Annotated in this window: 15 protein-coding genes, 1 tRNA gene and 1 pseudogene; 11 read left to right on the top strand and 6 right to left on the bottom strand. The window is 35.3% G+C overall.

Features of this window, described 5'->3' with window-relative positions:
* Positions 1–85: 85 nt before the first annotated feature.
* Entirely contained in the window at positions 86–781 is a 696-nt protein-coding gene (locus tag ACFIJ7_RS03000) for an HAD family hydrolase (RefSeq protein WP_375635757.1), read from the bottom strand.
* A gap of 371 nt (positions 782–1,152) precedes the next feature.
* On the opposite strand from ACFIJ7_RS03000, the gene ACFIJ7_RS03005 reads away from it, so the two are divergent.
* Positions 1,153–2,241, top strand: coding sequence for a site-specific DNA-methyltransferase (locus tag ACFIJ7_RS03005; protein ID WP_372440009.1), 1,089 nt, complete (start codon positions 1,153–1,155; stop codon positions 2,239–2,241).
* Between the two features lie 773 nt (positions 2,242–3,014).
* On the opposite strand, the gene mutY is transcribed toward ACFIJ7_RS03005, so the two are convergent.
* Entirely contained in the window at positions 3,015–4,073 is a 1,059-nt protein-coding gene (gene mutY, locus ACFIJ7_RS03010; protein WP_375635756.1) for an A/G-specific adenine glycosylase, read from the bottom strand.
* 142 nt (positions 4,074–4,215) lie between these two features.
* Here mutY and ACFIJ7_RS03015 point away from each other — a divergent pair, with 142 nt between their 5' ends.
* The 4 genes from ACFIJ7_RS03015 (at position 4,216) to ACFIJ7_RS03030 (ending at position 9,937) form a co-directional block, all read left to right on the top strand.
* Entirely contained in the window at positions 4,216–4,716 is a 501-nt protein-coding gene (locus tag ACFIJ7_RS03015) for a DUF721 domain-containing protein (protein ID WP_375635755.1), read from the top strand.
* 82 nt (positions 4,717–4,798) lie between these two features.
* Complete coding sequence (locus ACFIJ7_RS03020; protein WP_375635754.1) at positions 4,799–5,461, top strand: DsbA family protein; 663 nt, start codon at positions 4,799–4,801, stop codon at positions 5,459–5,461.
* A gap of 171 nt (positions 5,462–5,632) precedes the next feature.
* On the top strand, positions 5,633–8,299 hold the full coding sequence (gene ppdK, locus ACFIJ7_RS03025; protein ID WP_375635753.1) for a pyruvate, phosphate dikinase: 2,667 nt from the start codon (positions 5,633–5,635) through the stop codon (positions 8,297–8,299).
* 1,452 nt (positions 8,300–9,751) lie between these two features.
* The gene (locus tag ACFIJ7_RS03030; RefSeq protein ID WP_375635752.1) at positions 9,752–9,937 is read left to right on the top strand and encodes a hypothetical protein; all 186 of its coding nucleotides are present in this window, start codon (positions 9,752–9,754) and stop codon (positions 9,935–9,937) included.
* A 108-nt stretch (positions 9,938–10,045) separates the two neighbouring features.
* On the opposite strand, the gene ACFIJ7_RS03035 is transcribed toward ACFIJ7_RS03030, so the two are convergent.
* Positions 10,046–10,870 carry a peptidoglycan-binding protein gene (locus ACFIJ7_RS03035; protein WP_375635837.1) on the bottom strand — a complete coding sequence of 275 codons (825 nt, stop codon included), beginning with the start codon at positions 10,868–10,870 and terminating at the stop codon, positions 10,046–10,048.
* 1,134 nt (positions 10,871–12,004) lie between these two features.
* On the opposite strand from ACFIJ7_RS03035, the gene ACFIJ7_RS03040 reads away from it, so the two are divergent.
* Together ACFIJ7_RS03040 and ACFIJ7_RS03045 are read left to right on the top strand one after the other, a co-directional pair.
* Entirely contained in the window at positions 12,005–12,322 is a 318-nt protein-coding gene (locus ACFIJ7_RS03040) for a DUF5330 domain-containing protein (protein WP_375635751.1), read from the top strand.
* 166 nt (positions 12,323–12,488) lie between these two features.
* Entirely contained in the window at positions 12,489–12,899 is a 411-nt protein-coding gene (locus ACFIJ7_RS03045) for a SufE family protein (RefSeq protein ID WP_012754847.1), read from the top strand.
* Positions 12,900–12,997: 98 nt separating this feature from the next.
* Here ACFIJ7_RS03045 and ACFIJ7_RS03050 read toward each other — a convergent pair whose 3' ends face one another.
* Entirely contained in the window at positions 12,998–13,435 is a 438-nt protein-coding gene (locus ACFIJ7_RS03050) for a MucR family transcriptional regulator (protein ID WP_012754848.1), read from the bottom strand.
* A gap of 863 nt (positions 13,436–14,298) precedes the next feature.
* Here ACFIJ7_RS03050 and ACFIJ7_RS03055 point away from each other — a divergent pair.
* On the top strand, positions 14,299–16,392 hold the full coding sequence (locus tag ACFIJ7_RS03055; protein WP_375635750.1) for a S9 family peptidase: 2,094 nt from the start codon (positions 14,299–14,301) through the stop codon (positions 16,390–16,392).
* An 83-nt stretch (positions 16,393–16,475) separates the two neighbouring features.
* Here the strand turns inward: ACFIJ7_RS03055 and ACFIJ7_RS03060 are convergent, their stop codons facing one another.
* Positions 16,476–17,078: a superoxide dismutase gene (locus ACFIJ7_RS03060; protein WP_012754850.1), complete on the bottom strand. Its 603-nt coding sequence runs from the start codon at positions 17,076–17,078 to the stop codon at positions 16,476–16,478.
* A gap of 894 nt (positions 17,079–17,972) precedes the next feature.
* Here ACFIJ7_RS03060 and ACFIJ7_RS03065 point away from each other — a divergent pair.
* The 3 genes from ACFIJ7_RS03065 (at position 17,973) to ACFIJ7_RS03075 (ending at position 18,846) form a co-directional block, all read left to right on the top strand.
* Positions 17,973–18,047: transfer RNA gene (locus ACFIJ7_RS03065), tRNA-Gln, on the top strand.
* Between the two features lie 199 nt (positions 18,048–18,246).
* Positions 18,247–18,528, top strand: coding sequence for a type II toxin-antitoxin system RelE/ParE family toxin (locus ACFIJ7_RS03070; protein ID WP_004865366.1), 282 nt, complete (start codon positions 18,247–18,249; stop codon positions 18,526–18,528).
* A gap of 18 nt (positions 18,529–18,546) precedes the next feature.
* Positions 18,547–18,846, top strand: coding sequence for a HigA family addiction module antitoxin (locus ACFIJ7_RS03075; RefSeq protein ID WP_330168901.1), 300 nt, complete (start codon positions 18,547–18,549; stop codon positions 18,844–18,846).
* Between the two features lie 56 nt (positions 18,847–18,902).
* Here ACFIJ7_RS03075 and ACFIJ7_RS03080 read toward each other — a convergent pair.
* A pseudogene (locus tag ACFIJ7_RS03080) lies at positions 18,903–19,939 on the bottom strand (tyrosine-type recombinase/integrase).
* Positions 19,940–19,941: the final 2 nt, after the last annotated feature.

A 19,941-nucleotide genomic window follows, 5' to 3' on the forward strand; every position in this document is an offset into this window, starting at 1 on the left:
ATAAAAGAAGTAGCGAGAAGAGAAGGGCATTTGAGTAAAAATGCTTCTTACAAGAGTTTACAAACTGATATATTCAAGAGATTTTTTATAATAGATCTCGCCATACTGCCATTGCTTCTAAGACTTCTCCTAAATGAGCATGTTTTGCGATAACTGTTTCTGCTCCAGCTTCTGCAAGTGCATTGGAGTGGCCAAGATAGCTATGTGATCCTCCCGTAAAGCCGATGACACGCATGCCTGCTGCTATGGCTGCGTGTACACCATGAAGTGAATCTTCTATAACGATAGTGTTTTGGGGCTCTGCCTGTAATTGTTGTGCGGCAAAAAGGAAAACATCAGGGGCTGGTTTCGTTCTTTTTGTTCCAACTTCAGGTGCTGAAAATATTTTACCTTCAAAAAGGTCATAGAGATCAACCGTGGTGAGCATCTCTTTTATATCTACGCTTTTTGCATTAGAGCAGATACAGTAGGGATAGCGTGTTTGAATAATTTCTACGGCTTCTCTTACATCATCAATAGCCCGTAATTTAGTTTTTATTTGTGTACGAAAAATATTAGTCATCTGATCTATGAGATGAGCAGAAATTGGTTTTTCTGTTTCCTGTTCAACGTGTTTAAGAATATCGGGAAAGATAAGTCCTGCAAAACGCTCACTCAATTCTTCGGATGATATTTCATATCCTGTTTGTTTGAGCAATTGAGATCCAATTTTTGCTGCAAGATATTCAGAGTCGACGAGAACTCCGTCACAATCAAAAATAATAAGATCTATCTGAGGCATAAGATATTCCTTTACATGTTACGAGATGGACAACTTTTATGAAAACGATATTGAGAAGATCTTATTTCATAAAAATACGCTTTGAAAATGATTCTTAATTCTTTTACGAAATAAATGATATGGGAACAGTACATTGAAAAAAAGAAAAATAAGGTTTCATTCATATGAAAGTTTTTTTACTTAAAAAAACAAAAACAATTATCAATTTTGTAGAAATTTAACGATACGTTTACGCTATTTTGTAAATATGGATTGGTAATGCGGGCCTATAAACTATTTTGGTTGATTATAGGGCAAATTCAGTTAATTTTGTTGGGTTTTTCATGACAGTTATTCAGCTTCAAAAAGATTTTCTTCGTACTCCCTCACAGATGCCATGGCGCAATAAAATTTTTAAAGGAGATTGTGTTTCCGTTCTAGAAAAACTTCCAAAACATTCCGTTGATATGATTTTTGCGGACCCACCCTATAATTTGCAATTGGACGGAGCTTTATACCGTCCAGATCATTCGCTTGTTGATGCGGTTGATGATGCATGGGATCAGTTTGAGAGTTTTGCTGCGTATGATGCTTTTACCCGTGCATGGTTGCTTGCTTGTCGTCGTGTATTAAAACCCAACGGAACACTTTGGGTTATCGGATCTTACCATAATATTTTTCGAGTTGGGACGGCATTACAAGATTTAGGTTTTTGGATGCTTAATGATATTATTTGGCGCAAAAATAATCCGATGCCTAATTTTCGAGGGCGCCGTTTTCAAAATGCTCATGAGACGCTTATTTGGGCCGTGCGAGATCAAAAAGATAAAAAGTACACATTTAATTATGATGCCTTAAAAGCGGCCAATGAAGATCTACAAATGCGTTCAGATTGGCTTTTCCCTCTCTGCACTGGAGCTGAACGTTTAAAGGATGATTCAGGGCGTAAATTACATCCAACACAAAAACCGCAAGCGTTATTAGCGCGTATTATTATGGCTTCTAGTAAACCTGGTGATGTTATTCTTGATCCGTTTTTTGGTTCGGGAACAACAGGTGCTGTTGCCAAGCTTTTAGGGCGTGATTTTGTTGGGATTGAACGCGAGCAAGATTACATTGATGCAGCATGTGAGAGAATTGCAGCGGTTAAACCTTTAGCGCAACCAGAACTAGCGATTTTGGATAGAAAAAAAGCAGAACCGCGCGTAGCATTCAACAGTTTGCTTGAAGCAGGTTTACTCTATCCTGGAGAAGTTCTTTATGATCGTAAGAAGCAAGTGTCTGCTATTGTAAGAGCTGATGGTACGATTATGCATGGTGGTGAAGCGGGCTCAATTCACGCAATGGGAAGAAAGGCTCAAGATTCGCAGAGTTGTAATGGTTGGACATTTTGGTATTATGAGGAAAATGGACGGTTGAAGTCCATAGATCATTTAAGAATGATCATACGTTCACAAATGTTAAAAACGGGTGTTTTATGAACTAAGCTGATCGCTTCATTCTAGAGTGATCATCAATGTACCTGATCTTGATTGAGATGGACGTGAGGGCATTTTATGCCTTTCTTAGATGTTTTTTATTAACACACTAATCTCGCTTGTAAGCGGCAAGCGAGTATTTTTTGCTTCTTGTAGAAGAAATTAAAATGAGAAACTTTCACTCTATGTTCTGATTTTAGTTCCAAAACAGTAAAATTTTAATATAATCTTATAAAAATGAAATATCAAAATTAAAAGGCTCATTCAGAAGCTCAAAATTAAGTGCTTTTTTGAGGTAATATGTGCATCTATAAAGTGCGTAAAATGTATTGGTTTATCAAGATAATTTAGCGTTATTCATATTGAGTTCCCCCCGAATATCGTCAAATTTTCTTATTTCAGACCTGTTTCATATTGAATCAATAAAATTTACTTGCTTGCATGTCATAAGCGGGGTTGGCGTGTGAATAAAATTGTTAAAGAAAGAACTAAAAAGTACCTTTTATGAACCGTTTCAAGTGCCAAGGGTTGTTGTAGGGGACTGGTAAATATAATGATGGTGCTGACTTGCTCCTTCATAAGCAAAAAAGGATAGATTCTGAAATTTTAATCTAAGCTTTCTAAGCTTTTTTACCCCTCCTTAATTCTTATCTGTAGAAAAAATTGGTTATTTCATTTTTTTAAGTTTTTCTTTTACAGATTAATAAATGACTTAATAAATGACCGTTAGAGATACAAAAGTCTCCGTTAGAAAACATTTTTACGAATAGGGAAGGTTATTTAAATCTGAAAGAATTGGGAAGTGCTACGGAAATGGCTTTTTTCATAACAGTAGGTAGTGCTTCTTCGGCAAGATGTTGAATGTTACACCACCAACCATTTTCACAATTCATTTCATGAATATCCTCAGTATAGTAAACATCGAGTTTTAGAGAAAAGTGAGTAAAAACATGCGTAATTTGTCCTTTGAATTGCCAATTGGCAGTAAAGGGTGCATTTTGGAGCCCATTTTCGTTGTTTATGCCAATATTGTTAGGAATTTGGGTCATTCCACCAAGGAGCTTTTGCGTCTGTCGTTTTTCCAAATAAATTTGTCTCTTTTTATTAAGAGCCACAAAAGCAATACCTGTTTTTGAAGGGCGTTCTTTTTTAGGGGCTTTGACTGGAAAAGATTCCGGTTGTTGCGTCTTTGCTGCTTTACATAAACATTGAAGAGGGCAGGTATAACAAGATGGTTTGCGTGGAGTACAAACTGTTGCTCCTAAATCCATCATTGCTTGAGCAAAGTCACCAGGACGATTTAAAGCAGTAATTTTTTGTGTTTTTTCTTTAATTTCAACTTTTGCTTTTTGTAATATTGAAGTGATAGCAAAAAGGCGCGCTACCACACGTTCGACATTACCATCAACCACTGCTACAGGGTGATTAAAAGCAATTGAAGCAATGGCTGCGGCAGTATAATCTCCAATACCGGCTAGAGTTCGCAATTCTTTTACAGATTGTGGAAATTGTCCCGCGTAGTTTTCAACAAGCTGTTGCGCACATTTTTTAAGATTACGTGCGCGTGAATAATAACCAAGTCCAGCCCATGCTTTCATGATGTCATCTTGTGAGGCTTTTGCTAAAGAGGAAAGATCAGGCCATAATTTCAGAAACTTTTTAAAATAAGGCTTAACTGTTTCAACGGTTGTTTGTTGAAGCATGATTTCAGAAAGCCAAACTTGATAAGGATCAGGACGGATACCTTGTTTTTGCTTTTCGGGGGTAATCCGCCATGGGAGATGTCTGTGATTTTGATCGTACCAAGCAAGGAGGTGCGAAGAAATTTCATACATGATTGTTTTCAAGCATAGGAAGATATAAAATGCAAAAGAAAAAATTATTTATTTTGTTGATCTTTCATAAATTGAGGAGGCAATAATTTTTAGATGAAACAAATGATTTTAATTTAGTAAGCGATTGAACAATGATCTAAAAATGAGAAAACAACTTAAAAAACATATCTTTTATTCTCTTTCTGAGACGGTATACAAAATACTTGATCCAGTTTTACGCAAACGGACAGGGCTTAATGTAGCGCTTATAGAACATTGGCCACAAATTGCGGGCTATGATATCAGTGAACATACAATGCCGCTTAAAATTATTTGGAAACGTCGTGCAGATCAAGATGATGTTTTTCAGCCAGCAACACTTGTTGTCGCATGTGAAGGATTTGCTGCGTTAAAATTGATGCATGAAACAGAGGAATTACTTCATAGAATTAACGGATTTTTTGGCTATATTGCTATTGATCGCATCAAGATTGAGCAAAGGAGTATGACGGTTTTTATGAATCACTTGCCTCTAAAATCGTCTTTGAGTGAACAAGACAAAAAATGCGTGGGAGAAATGCTTGAAGGAATTGAAGATAAAAGCTTGCGCCAATCACTTTATAAACTTGGCTGTTGCATTTTCTTGGAAAAAAATAATAAATAGCAAGATATTTTATATATTTTTCTTTAATATATGAGAAAGCATTGGATTCTTATTCGTTAATAACAACAGAAAAGTATTATTTATGGTAAAATATCGTTCTTTTTTATCTTTCGGGATAATTTTTCTCTTCATAACGATTGTACAAAACAGTGTAACAGTTGCTTTAGCGCGTGATCCCAAACCAGTGGCAACTGTTGATATGGAAGAGATTCTCCAATCGGGTAAAGTAAAGGATCGCTTTGAGGGAGAGGCGGATGCACCAGTCGTCATTGTTGAGTATGCTTCGTTGACATGTACCCATTGTGCGCATTTTTATAATGATATACTTCCTCAAATTCGTAAAAAATATATCAAAACAGGAAAAGTAAAACTGATTTTCCGCGATTATGCTTTTGATCCTCGGGCAACAGCAGGTTTTATGTTGGCACAGTGTGCACCAGAAGATCGCTATTTTCCTTTGATAGAAGTTTTATTTCAAAAACAAAATGAATGGGCTTTCGGAAAAGATGCTCTAACACCATTGAAAAAAATTGGCTTAATGGCTGGTTTTACAGATGAAAGTTTTACTGCATGTTTGAAAAATCAAGCCATTTTAGATGAAGTGAATGCATCCTTTGAGCGTGGTAAAAAACTTGGTGTTACAGCAACGCCTACTTTCTTTATTAATGGTAGTAAATATGAAGGTGCCATGAAAGTAGAAGACTTTTTTTCGGTGATTGATAGTTTTCTTAAAAATGAATCTTAATCTTCCAGAAGATAGATAGTGATACTTTTAGTCATTATCGCTTTTGGAAGGATTAATATTATGCATTTATGAAGCAATATTTTTTGTTGAGCCGATTTTGAATCAAGTCATTGCTTTTAAGTGAGCCTAGGTTGAATGATGTTTTGATGCTGATATGGGAGGATTTGTACAATGAAAAAATGGGTTTATAGTTTTGGAGATGGAAAGGCAGAAGGAAGTGCAAGTGAGCGTAATCTTCTCGGAGGTAAAGGGGCTAATTTGGCAGAAATGAGTAATCTTGGTTTGCCCGTACCACCCGGATTTACGCTGACAACAGAAGTTTGTAATTTTTATTATGCCCATGACAAATCATATCCAGAAGAGCTACAGGAATCTGTTAAGCAAGCACTAAGACGCATTGGTGAACAAACAGGACGTGAATTTGGGAGTGAGCAAAAGCCACTTTTGCTTTCTGTTCGTTCAGGTGCTAGAACTTCTATGCCAGGGATGATGGACACAGTGCTTAACCTTGGCATGAATGATGAGACTGTAAAAGCCATTGCTTTACAAGCTAATAATGAACGTTTTGCTTATGATAGTTATCGGCGTTTTATCCAAATGTATTCTAACGTTGTTTTGGGGTTAGATCATGCGTATTTTGAAGAAATTCTTGATGAAGCAAAAGTACGCAATGGTTACACTATTGATACAGAAATGACAGCAGGTGATTGGAAGAATATTATTACTTCTTATAAAGCATATGTTGAAGAAAAATTAGGAAAACCTTTTCCACAAAATCCTGAACAGCAGTTATGGGGAGCAATTGGAGCCGTTTTTTCAAGTTGGATGACAGCACGTGCAGTTACCTATCGCCGTTTACATAATATTCCTGAAAGTTGGGGAACGGCAGTTAATGTGCAAGCTATGGTTTTTGGCAACATGGGTGAAGATTCGGCAACAGGTGTTGCTTTTACACGCAATCCATCGACAGGGAAAAAAGAACTTTATGGTGAATTTTTAGTTAATGCGCAAGGGGAAGATGTTGTGGCGGGCATTCGAACACCTCAAAATATTACAGAAAATGCGCGTATTGTTGCTGGTTCAAATAGGCCGTCATTAGAAAAAATTATGCCTGAGGCTTTTTTGAAATTATGTCAGATAGCGCAGAAGCTTGAGCAGCATTATCGGGATATGCAAGATCTCGAATTTACCATTGAAAAAGGTAAATTATGGATGCTTCAGACTCGTTCAGGAAAACGCACGGCTCGTGCGGCTCTCAAGATAGCAATTGAAATGGTTGAAGAGGGGTTAATAAACCATGAAGAGGCTGTGATGCGTATTGATGCAAAGTCGCTGGACCAACTTTTGCATCCAACACTTGATCCCAAAGCAGAACGTTCTATTATAGGACGTGGTTTACCTGCTTCTCCTGGAGCCGCAACTGGTGAAATTGTTTTTACTTCAGAAGAGGCAGAAACGGTGTCGGCGGAAGGTCGCAAAGTTATTTTGGTCCGTGTAGAAACAAGCCCAGAAGATATTCATGGTATGCATGCTGCAGAAGGAATTTTAACAACGCGTGGCGGTATGACAAGTCACGCTGCTGTTGTTGCGCGGGGGATGGGGAAACCATGTATTTCTGGTGCTGGAAGTGTGCGGATTGATTATAACACAAATACGCTGTTTGCTTCAGGAGAAAGCTTTAAAAAAGGTGATATTATTACAATTGATGGTGGAAGTGGAGAAATTTTCAAAGGGAAAGTTGCAATGTTGCAACCTCAGCTTTGCGGAGACTTTGCAAAATTAATGGAATGGGCTGATGGAATGCGGCGTCTCAAAGTTCGCGCTAATGCTGATACACCATCTGATGCCCGTATGGGGCGTTCCTTTGGGGCTGAAGGTATAGGTCTTTGCCGTACGGAGCATATGTTTTTTTCTGATGAACGTATCGTTGCCATGCGTGAAATGATTTTAAGTCATGATGAAAATGGTCGTCGTAAAGCACTAGATAAGCTTTTGCCAATGCAGCGTTCAGATTTTAGTGAATTATTTGAAATTATGTGTGGTTTACCTGTTACTATCCGCTTGCTAGATCCACCATTACATGAATTTTTACCTAAAACGAAAACAGAAATTCTTGATGTTGCAACAGCTATGGGTGTTTCTGCTGAAGTGCTTGCTGAACGCGCTCAGCAGTTGCATGAATTTAATCCTATGCTTGGATTACGTGGATGCCGTTTAGCTATTACTTATCCTGAAATTGCAGAAATGCAAGCGCGGGCGATTTTTGAAGCAGCAGCAGAAGCTGCCCAAAAATCTGGATCTCCTGTTATGCTTGAAATTATGGTGCCACTTGTTGCGCTTAAATCTGAACTCGATTTTGTAAAAGCACGTATTGATCAGGTTGCTGAGGAAGTGATGAAAGAAAAGGGAAGCACTATTCAATATATGGTTGGGACGATGATTGAGCTTCCAAGGGCGGCGCTTCGAGCAGATGAAATTGCTGAAACTGCTGAATTTTTTTCATTTGGAACAAACGATTTGACACAAACCACTTTTGGGATTTCCCGTGATGATGCTGCTCCTTTTTTGGCAACCTATTTTCAAAAAGGTCTTTTAGAGCAAGATCCTTTCGTGTCTATTGACTGTGATGGAGTAGGAGAACTTATTACCATTGCTGCACAGCGTGGACGATCAAAGCGTGCAAAAATAAAATTAGGAATTTGCGGTGAACATGGAGGCGATCCGGCCTCTATTGCTTTATGCGAAGAAAATAACCTAGATTATGTTTCGTGTTCTCCTTTTCGAGTACCAATTGCTCGTTTAGCAGCAGCCCAGGCCGCAATAGCAAAAAGGATATAATGGGTTAATATTTTTTTGTTGTATAGTTATTACTGAAATAATTTTTTATATATTCTTTTATTTTCTTTAATAAAGGAAATAAAATTGCTTCTAAAATGCACGATAAGTTATGTTACGCGAGAAAGTGTATTTTTGAGAGGTTTATGAGAGAAAATATAAAGCAGGATAGACAAAGATGTATTATTAATACACTTTCTATTGACGAACCTCTTGATAGAGAGAAACGTGTTATTGTGCAGTCAATTTACACGTTTGCTTTTTTATAGGGTAATGGACTCCTCACGCAAAATAGAATGCTCCAAACAAATGCATTTTTTTTGCACATCATGCTGTTTGAGATAGACATCTCTCAGTGGATGCCCCATTTCACATTGACATTCGTGGAATGGGGATTATGTAAAACTCCCCGTAAGTTTATAAAAATCTTCCCAAAGTATATAAACTCTACTATGCGCTATCATCTTTACATTCCTGAAGGAATATCAAAGTTATACAATATGTTGATTTATAATGATAATTTTTTATTTCTCATATTGAACGAAAGCTGTAAATATCACAAGATTGTCTCATTTCAACTTCTTTGATAATGAATCAATTAAAACCATGTTTTTTGCATATTACAGGCGGAATTAGCGTCTATGGATAAAAAAATAAAGCAAGGATATGCTTCTTCAAGTGTCAAGAGCTGTCACAAATTGAAGGTAGGTAGTGTGTAATGGTGCCGGTTTGCTTCTTCACAAGCGTAAAGATGATAGCGCACAGAGAAGGCTGCTATTATTATTCACGGGCCGTTGTTGCGAAATGGGCTTGGGTGCTTTAGAAATGTTTTTTTAAGAAAGATCGTGAATGGCAATCCACGTATATTCCGTTTAGGACATTTTGTTTTACGTGAGGGGGGGCCCAAAAAGACGCGAGCTAAATAAAAGCATGAGGCAATAGGTAATCTCCATTATTTTAAAGACATTGCTTTAGATGTCTTTGAAAGTCGTAAAGCTAAATTAAAAGGAAATGGCAAAGATGAAAACTGGTTTCTACCCTTAAAATTTCATATTCTTCCCAAATTAGACTGTCTCTCTGTTTCAGAGATTATACAAACAGAGATGTGCAATGCTCTTGCCTCCATTTGGCATACAAAAGCTATAACAGTTGAGAAAGTACTAAACTGTCTTAACATTTGCTTCAAACATACTGCTGCGTTAGGTTTGGATGTTGATTTTTAGACGACACCAAAAGCACACGCTCTCTTAGAAAACAACGTCATAAAACACAAAACTTTCCAGCAATAGATTGGAGAGAAGTGCCGGTTTTTTATCAGACACTTTGCAAAACAACAAGCATAACACAACTAGCTTTACGTCTACTTATCCTTACAGGTGTTTGCACAAATTCTTTGCGTCATATTTATAAAGATCAAATTGACGATAAGATGTGGACAATTCGTGGCTCGAGAATATGAAAGGTTTACATGATACTACAATAAAATTTCGTGTCCTTTTATCATCAGAAGTAATAAAAATGCTAGAACAAGCGCGTTTGTTATTTTGCAATATTTCTTTTTCTGCAATTGGTTGTGGTTTTCTTACAGCAGATTGTATGGCGCAATATATAATGTGTAAGAAAACCATTCTGATTGATTGAATATAAGAGGGCTTGAGATGAAGGAATGTTTGGGGGGGCATTAAACAAGCGAAAGATGAATTATCATTATAAATTAAGAGATTATTTTTATAGTATAGATGATTAGCCTCAATTTAATAAACCAATTTCGCGCATTTTCATTAAAATTGTGTGATTAATTTTACCTGTTACAGGAAGATCAAACATTTTTTGAAACTGTTTTAAGGCTTCTATCGTCTTTTGATCTTCTATTCCTGTGACAATAACCTCTTCATTCCCAAAAATATGTAAAGCTTTTTGCACTTGTATAATATCTTCGACAGAAGGCTCTGAAATAGCTTCTTTTAAGTGCGTCATATTTTTTGTTTCTATTTCGCTCTGCTTAATTAATATCGCAATTTCATCTGTTGTGGGATTAGATAGAGCATTCTTTTGCATTCTCTGAGCAGTTTGTTGTTTCCATAAAGTGATAGCTCGGCGTGTTTTAGGTCCTTCCAGTCCATCTAAAGGTCCATCATAAAGTCCTAATTTTACTAGTTCTTTTTGCTTTTCCAGAATGCTTGCTGATTGAGGAGGTAAAGGTGAATTTGTATGGTGATGACTTGGAGAATGTAGAGAAGTTACACGAGAGAGTTCTTGTGATTTTGCTTCTTTTTCCAATAAAGTAGAGCTCTTCCCTATACTTTGAACGGAGGAAAATTTCATTTGAGTTAAAATATTTTGATGCGTTGTCATTTGCGAAAATAAAGCATTAAATGAAATAAATAAAAAACTAATGCTAAAAAGAAGAGATCCAACAAAAAATAAAGTATTTTTTCGTGTATAGAAATAAAGAGTTTTTGCTATCCAAAAAATAAAATGAAAAATTATAAGAAGAAGTGTTATAACAATACTACTATAGTATTTACGGTGTTTTACAGTTTTTTTTCGGGTCGTCTTTCGTTTTGTTGTCATCATTTTTATTTTCAGTTGCGTTTATGTTTCACAAAGAAACGAATGCAAATTAGTTCTTACTTTTCGCTAGAGAGAAATGCATTTACATTATTGTTTTTTCCTTTCAAACTCCTAGAATAAGCAGCTTCATTCTATCAATGTATAAGTTGATCAATCAACAAGAGCTCTTATCAATTTTTATTAATTTCAGATTTTACAAATCTTTCAATATGTATAAAGAGAACATCGAATGATTAACGTTCAAGAGCATTTTAGTGTTTGCAAACTGCATTATCACATATAATCATCTCAATAATAATATCACGTTATTCTTCATTTTTGGCGCAGATGTTTGCCTATCATTTAAAAACAAGTTAGAGACTATTTTTCTATAACGTTAAAAAGATAAGAGTCATTATATTCTTTACAATTTACATATATAGGGTTACTTTTCTGTAAACGGTTTGGTGAGAATACTGGTCTCTTAAGGTTATTATATTTTGGTGGAGCTACTTTTGTATCAATTAAATTGATGTTTACAATGTTATAGAAAAACTTGTCTTGAGATCTTGAGATGGAGTTATAAGAGATGAAGCTATTGTTTGATCTTTTGATCGACATATTGATCATGTTGGTGATGTTCTAGTAAAAATTTTATAGATAATATAAATATTTTATCACTACTAGAGTCAGAATAACAGAGTCTGACTCTTTTTAGTCTTTTCAACTAAGCTAAGATGATGAACTATTATTTAAAATAAGTATGTACACAATATGGAAAAGAAATTGGACTCTGTGTTTAATCCTTATCTCATTGCTACACTTTCTTGTGGAATAAAAGATTATAAATGTGGGGGGTACATTTCTTAACTCTTATGCACGATCATGGTTATATCTCTCATTTTTTATCATGGTATGTTCATTAATATGATCAGCCTGTAAGTGTATAATTGGGATGTTAAATTTTTACTGAATAGACAATGTATCCCATTTTATACAGCGGCATTGTGCCATATTTATAAAAAAGCCAATGATATAGATCCAATAAATGAATACTCAATTTTATAAAAAACAAATTTTATAAATTGTTTATAAAGAAACAGTGTATAAAATGTTTCTTTTATTGTATTTACCACTGCGGTACATTGATTGCCCATGATACGTTTTTTAATCAAATTATCATTTTTTTTATTTTTTATTTTTGTCATTATTTCATTTTTTGTAGCAAATCCAACCAGTGACTATTCTTTTAGCCCCAAAAATAATGAGACAACAACGAGCGATGTGATTAGGTCATTTAAAGAAGCTTTAAATGACCTAGGAGCATTTTGTGACCGTAATATAGAAACCTGCAAAGTAGGAAAATCATTTTTAAGTTCACTTGGTGAACGCGCATATTACGGTGCAAGAGCTGCTTATGAATATTTAGGCAACATATTAGGGAACAACAATAATATCAGAGATTTCCCTTAATGTTTCTTGCAAAATCGCAATACAAGAGTTCTTACAAAACCATACAATGTTATCTTGAAATAAGGATTTTTAACGTTCTTCGTGTTATTTATGTTAGGAAGAATAAATATTTATTTTTTATAAGTGTATTTAAGAATGATTATTCAAACAAAACAGGACTAAAATAATGGCGGAAACAATCGGTAATATCATAGAGAACTTTTCGCTTTTGGATAATTGGGAAGACCGTTATCGTTATGTCATTGAGCTTGGCCATGAATTGCCACCTTTTCCGGAAAGCGCTCGAAACGATGCTCACAAAGTTCCTGGGTGTGTTAGCCAAGTGTGGCTTTTATCTTCACGTAATAACTCAGAAGATCCAATATTGACGTTTCAAGGTGATTCCGATGCTCATATTGTGCGTGGACTCATTTACATACTTCTTGCTTTTTATTCAGGCAAAAAAGCTTCTGAAATTCGCAATTCCGATGCTCAAGAGCTCTTTGAAAAACTTGGTTTAAATGAAAATCTTACACCACAACGATCAAATGGTCTGAAATCAATGATTAAACGGATTCGTAACGAAAGCTATGTATAATCCCCTTGATAGAAATTGCTATATATACAAAAGCTTCACACAAAACATGTATACTGAAATCAAATTTATACACGAAACCATTTTTTCGCAAAATAAGATTATTTAGTTTTTTTCCGTTTACTTTTGCGTCCAAGACCCATTTCTTTGGCCAAAGCTGATCGTGTTTTTGCATAATTAGGCGCCACCATAGGATAAGAACTATCTAACTGCCATTTTTCACGATACTCCTCTGGCAACATTCCATAATGTGTCATGAGATGACGCTTTAGAGATTTAAATTTTTTCCCATCTTCAAGGCAAATGAGATAATCAGGAAATACTGAACGCTTTGGATTAACGGCAGGCCTTTGTTTTTCAACTTCGACTTCTGTTAACTCTAAATTCCCTGCTTTACGAAAAGCAGCATGGACATCAGCAATTAAACTTGGCACTTCAGTCGGTCGAATAGAATTATTACTCACGTAGGCAGCAACAATATCAGCAACCAATGTAATAACTAAATTGCTTTCAGTCTCTAAGACTGCACGATGTTCCATTCTTGTTTCCTTTAATTTAAAATTGAGTAATTCAAAATCGAGATATAGTGCATATACTCATGATATAAAGATCTCATGCACATGAGCTTCATATTGTACAAAAATCTTTTTTGTCAATTCAATTATTCTATAAAATTGCCAAAACACAAAAAAATCAAATAAATACCTCTTTTTTGTCATAATATAAAATAAGAAAAACGAAATTATTACATGCTAAAATATATTTTTAGCCTATAACATATCATACATGACATATAATACATCACAAATATAAAAAAATATAGGATAAAATTTATTTATTTTTTTTGAGAACGTAAAAATAAAATTACTAATTATAAAAATATAATATATAAATTAGTATTTTTTATTTTGAATACTTATAATTTAGTAATTTTATTTTTACTAAATTTTAAATTTGTTTTTATTATTTATATTTATTAAATTTAATAATAAAGAACATACTATATTATAAATAAGACACAACAGCATTACTTATAATATAAAACTATTCATTAAAACGACATAGAATATTTTTATGTTTTATACATTAATAAAAATACTTTAAATATAGTTATTACTTTCTATAAAATTATAAGATTATACTGTTTCAAAAAAAATCAATTCTTTTTCTCATAGTTTAATTGTCTTACCAATCACTTTCGTTATAAAAGTGGTATTATATCCCTAGAAAACAATAGCTGTGATATGTAATGGACAGAAAGGTATTAGTTTTAAAAATTATCATGGCGCTATTTTTACAAGTGAATAGAACTTATAGATTTTTACACTTGCATCAATAATTATGATTCTAACATATAAACGAATAAACGAAGCTGTTAACATATTTTAATATAGGATTGTGTATGACCCGCACTTTTGCAATTCCTCCCAAAGCATTTAGAATCACTCATAAGGAAATATATCATGGTATTTTTCGTGATGATCCCTATCATTGGCTACGTGCGTCTAACTGGCAAGATGTTTTTAAAAATCCTAACTGTCTTGATCCAAATATTCGACATTATCTTGAAAAAGAAAATGCTTATCAATCAGCTCAAATGGCTGATACAAAACCATTACGAGATTTGCTTTTTACCGAAATGAAAAACAGGATCCAAGAGAATGATAGTTCTGTTCCTATAAAACATGGTCCTTTTGCTTACGGATTCTCTTATGTTACCGGAGGTCAACAACCGCATTATTTTCGGACACCAAGGAATGGCGGAGAAAAAACCGTTTACCTTAACGGTGATGTCTTGGCAGAAGGCAAAGAATATTTCAAATTTGGTTCAGTTCAAGAATCTCCTGACCATACACATGTGGTATGGACCTATGATGACAAAGGATCAGAATTCTATACAGCTAAAATTCGTAATTTTGAGACATTGTCTGACTGTATGGATACAATTACTGATACATCTGGTCAAATTGTATGGGATGCTAGATCTGAAGGTTTTTTCTATACTAAAATGGATAAAAATCACCGACCTTCAGAGCTCTATTATCACCGATTAAACACTGATCAATCACAAGATAAGCTTATTTTTCGCGAAGACAATCCAGGTTTTTTCTTAGATGTAAGCGGCTCTAAGCTTAATGATATTATTTATATTAATATTCATGATCATGAAACATCAGAGATCTGGTTGATTCCTGCTGAGGCGCCTTTTACTACTCCCCAATGTGTACGGAAACGACAAAAAGGTATTGAATATTCACTTACAGAAGGTGGTGATGTCTTTTATATTCTGACCAATCTAGATAATGCAAAAGATTTCAAAATTATGGTAGCGCCATATACATCTCCACAATCAGAAAATTGGTCTGAGTTTGTCCCACATCAGCTTGGGTGCCTAATATTATCCCATGATGCTTATCAAGATTTTCTTGTCTGGATCGAACGTTTTGAGGGGCTTCCACGTATAAAAGTAATGGAACGTACCACTAAAAAAGTTAATTCCATTGCTTTTACTGAAGAGGCTTATTCTTTAGGTCTACAAGGGGTTGCAGAATATAACAGTCCAACTATTCGTTTTTCCTATTCGTCTATGACAACACCTGATCAAGTGTTTGATTATGAGATGAAAAGTCGTAAACGAATGCTTTTAAAAACGCAAATAATTCCCTCTGGGCATAATAAAGATGCATATGTAACACGACGTATTACAGCAATAGCAGACGATGGTGAGAAGATTCCTATTTCACTTTTTTATCACGAAAACACTCCTCTTGATGGTGGTGCGCCTTGTCTTCTTTACGGTTATGGTGCTTATGGGATCTCTATTCCTGCCAGTTTCAATAGTAATGTACTTTCTCTAGTAAACAGAGGTTTTATTTACGCGATTGCTCATATTCGCGGAGGAAAAGAAAAGGGAGTAGAATGGTATGAGAAAGGAAAACATCTCTTTAAGCACAATACATTTACAGATTTTATTGCTTGTGGACGTTACCTTGTAAACAATAAATTCACTTCTCACGACCGGCTTATTGCTTATGGTGGTTCAGCAGGGGGGATGTTGATGGGAGCCATTGCCAATATAGCTCCACAGGATTTTGCTGGAATCGTAGCGAATGTGCCTTTTGTTGATGTCTTAGCGACAATGTTAGATGCTTCATTGCCACTCACACCTCCAGAATGGGCCGAATGGGGGAACCCTCTTGAATCAGAAGAAGATTATAAGCTTATTGCTTCCTATTCACCCTACGATAATGTCAAAGCTCAAAACTATCCCCCTATACTTGTGATGGCAGGATTAACAGATCCTCGTGTAACTTACTGGGAGCCTGCAAAATGGGTGGCAAAATTACGAGACTTAAAAACAGACGATAATGCAATTTTATTACGTATTAATATGGATTCGGGGCACGCTGGTGCAGCTGGACGTTTTTCAAAGCTAGAAGAAGTTGCCTATATCTATGCATATATTCTCAAGATAGCAGGAAAAGGCTGTTGCTAATCCACAACATCTTTGTTTGAAAGTCCCCGATAATTTATTGGATTATAGGGACTTTCATACACTAAAAAAATTATCTAGATAGCTTAAAATTCACATTCTTCATAAAGTTTCAAAACATAGTCCCAATTAATTAAATGGTCTACAAAGGATTCGAGGTACTTCGGTCGAGCATTGCGATAATCAATGTAATAGGAATGTTCCCACACATCGACACCCAAAATAGGTCGAGCATTGTGAATTAAGGGATTTTCGCCATTAGGCGTTTTCATAATTTCAAGCTTGCCATCTTTAACAGCAACCCATGCCCATCCAGAACCAAATTGGGCACTAGCAGCAGCAATAAAATCAGCGCGGAATTTGTCGTAACCACCTAGATCAGCGTCAATAGCTTTTGCTAACTTTTCAGGAAGTTTTTGACCACCACCATCTTTTTTCATCCAAAGCCAAAAGTGGTTATGATTGTAATACTGTGCTGCATTATTAAACAAACCAATATTTTTTCCAAAACTTTTTTTAACAATATCTTCAAGGCTTTCATTCTCTAAGCCTAACTCCTTCACAAAATTATTGGTATTGTTAAGATAAGCGAGGTGATGCTTATCATGATGATATTCAAGCGTTTCGCGTGACATATAAGGTGAAAGGGCATCGTAATCATAAGGCAACGGGGGCAATTCAAAAGCCATTAAAAATCTCCTCGATTCTAATTGTTAAGCTTATTTCATAAGTCTAATTTGCCATTTACAGAATTGAAAAGCAAATGTTGAATACCTATTTGTGTGAAATTAATTTTAATGTCTCTCTTTTTATAAAAGGAGCTTTTAGGAAATGTATGCCAATCAATCAAAAAAGGCATTAGTCTATATAAAGATTATTTCTGAAGATTTTTTACATCTATGAACCGATAAAAATATCATTATCTTTTGAATAAAAAGTAAATAGAAATAGCTATTATCCCTTGTTCTTATATCTTTATTTTTTCAAATGCCAGATAAAATATTTTTAATTTTTGCAAAACTCTTCTAACCTATTAGGTGTGTCATAGTGTTTGCAATAGAATATTTAAGTGTTATTTTTAGGAGATATTTTTCAATGTGCTTGATTTCATTTTATGGCGCTACTCATGAATAATATAATGTAAAAACCAGTGGACATTATCATCTTTACGCTTAATGAAAGAGCACAGCAACTATCACACACTTTACCAGTTTCCAATATGGTGACAGCTTTTATCTTAATGAAGCAAGATGAGATTGGAATATATCAAGAAAAGTAAATCATATGCTAATTTATTAGATACATGAGTAAACTACAAGATTTTCATTTTCTGTTCCTAAAAAATCAATACAAAGAGCAAAATAATTATTGGTGGATAAATGTTTTCTATTTGTGTTAAAAGTACAACAGTATATCAATTTCTGCTACGAATTTGTATTGATGCAATACCATACAAGACTCAGGCACTTTATGATAAATCAGGCACTTTATGATAAAAAAGTAAGGTCTTTGATTTTCAGATATTGCGTCCAATCACAGGAATCGCTATAAGGTGCAAGAGTCGCTATAAAGCGTGTTTTTTTTGGGGTATAGCCAAGCGGTAAGGCACCGGTTTTTGGTACCGGCATTCCCTGGTTCGAATCCAGGTACCCCAGCCAATGTTTAATCAAATCAATAGGTTATATAAAAGTTCGGGAATTTTGATTTCGTTGATTCTTTTAACTTATTTTCTACCTATCCCTAACTTTTTTATAGCTTATACCCAATCATTTTATCTAGATAACTGGATTTGCTAGCAGGGCGCTTGACTCTTATTTTTATTGATCGTATAGTGACGATATACGACAAGGGGCGGTAATGGCAATTGTGAGCTTTAAACATAAGGGCTTAAAATTATTTTATACAACAGGTTCTACAAAAGCTATTCAATCAGATCACGTGAAAAAATTACGCGTTATCTTGACGGCTTTAACAAGTGCTACGACGCCTGAAATGTTGAAAGCGCCTGCCTTTAAAATGCACCCTCTTAAAGGTGAACTTACAGGATACTATTCTATATGGGTGAATGGAAATTGGCGTGTTACTTTTCGCTTTATAGGAACAGATGTGGAGCTTGTTGATTATCAAGATTACCATTGATGAAAGGAACGAAAACAAATGATGCATAACCCCGCACATCCGGGCGAAGTTCTAAAAGTAGCTTTCTTAGAAGAAATGGGGATAACAATACAAAAGTTAGCTGATCATCTCCATATGACAAGAGCTTCTCTATCAAGAGTGATTAACGGACATGCCTCTATGAGTACCGAACTTGCAGTGAAATTAGAATTAGCTGGTTTTAGTAAAGCAAAATTTTGGCTGGATATGCAAACGAATTATAATTTATGGCAAACAATGCAACAGACACAACCACCTATTTCTCCTCTGGTTTCTGATGCACCTCAAACACCGCATTAATTTCATTCATAATTTTGACGGGGCTTTGGTTTGTTTTCTTACTGTCAACTATGCTCCTAACTTTTTTGAAGTTTTTTGATTGCTTCTATTGCAAGTCGTTTTCTATCAGCTGTTTTGGTATAAAGGGATGCCATTTTATCTTCTGTCCAGCCAAAAAGCGCTTTCATTTGCGAAACTGTCGCACCAGCATTGGCTGCACGTGTTGCTGCTAATTTTCGCAATCCGTGCGCTGATTTTTTAATACCTGCTGCATTACATGCTTCACGAAAGAGGTTGCCAAAACTTTCTTTGACAAGCTTATTTCCACCTTTACCACAAATGAATGTTTCATTACCTATAGGACCAATTTTAAGGGTTTTCTCTAGTTCTGGTAAAATAGGAAGAAAAACATCTGTTTTAAATTGGCTCTTTTCTGTTTTGAGATAAATGATATTATCTTTGACGTCTTTCCAGCCGATACGAACGGCATCACCACGACGCAAGCCTGTATAAAGAAGAACATCATCCAGACGCGTTCATGTGTACCATGTGACCAACGGTGATAATATTTGTCTATGTCCTCTTCTAGCCATGGCAGTAATCCCTCACTGTTTAAAGATTTTGGTGCTTTTATATTAAAGGCAGGATTTCTATTTAAAAGGGCATTATCAACCGCCCAATTAAAGAGACCGTTTAAAGAGGTCAAAAAATGTTTTGCCGCGGCGGGGGTATCTCGCCTTCTGTCTACGGCTTCAAGAATGTGTTGTTTGTTTATGCTTTTATATGCACGATCACCGATATGTTTAGAAACATTATTCAGAATTCGATATTTAACTTTTTTAGTAGATTCTGATTGATTATGCCATTGCATGCTTTGTAAATACTGATGCAACAACCAATCGAAAGACCCTTCTGTGAGTCTGGTGCGCCTCTTTGTTTTGGAGGAGCCATTTTGCGCTTGTTTAATAGCCAGCGTATAATTGTCAACAAACTCTTGCGTTCCATAGGTTCCTTCAATCCGAAACCGTGGTCCATGACCAATACGTACATACCATATAACTTTACCATGGCGTGTACGTTCACGAACAAGATGCGGTGGACGGCGTTTTGACATGG

The organism is Bartonella sp. MR100HLJHH, from assembly GCF_042194215.1.
GTDB classification, from domain to species: domain Bacteria; phylum Pseudomonadota; class Alphaproteobacteria; order Rhizobiales; family Rhizobiaceae; genus Bartonella; species Bartonella grahamii.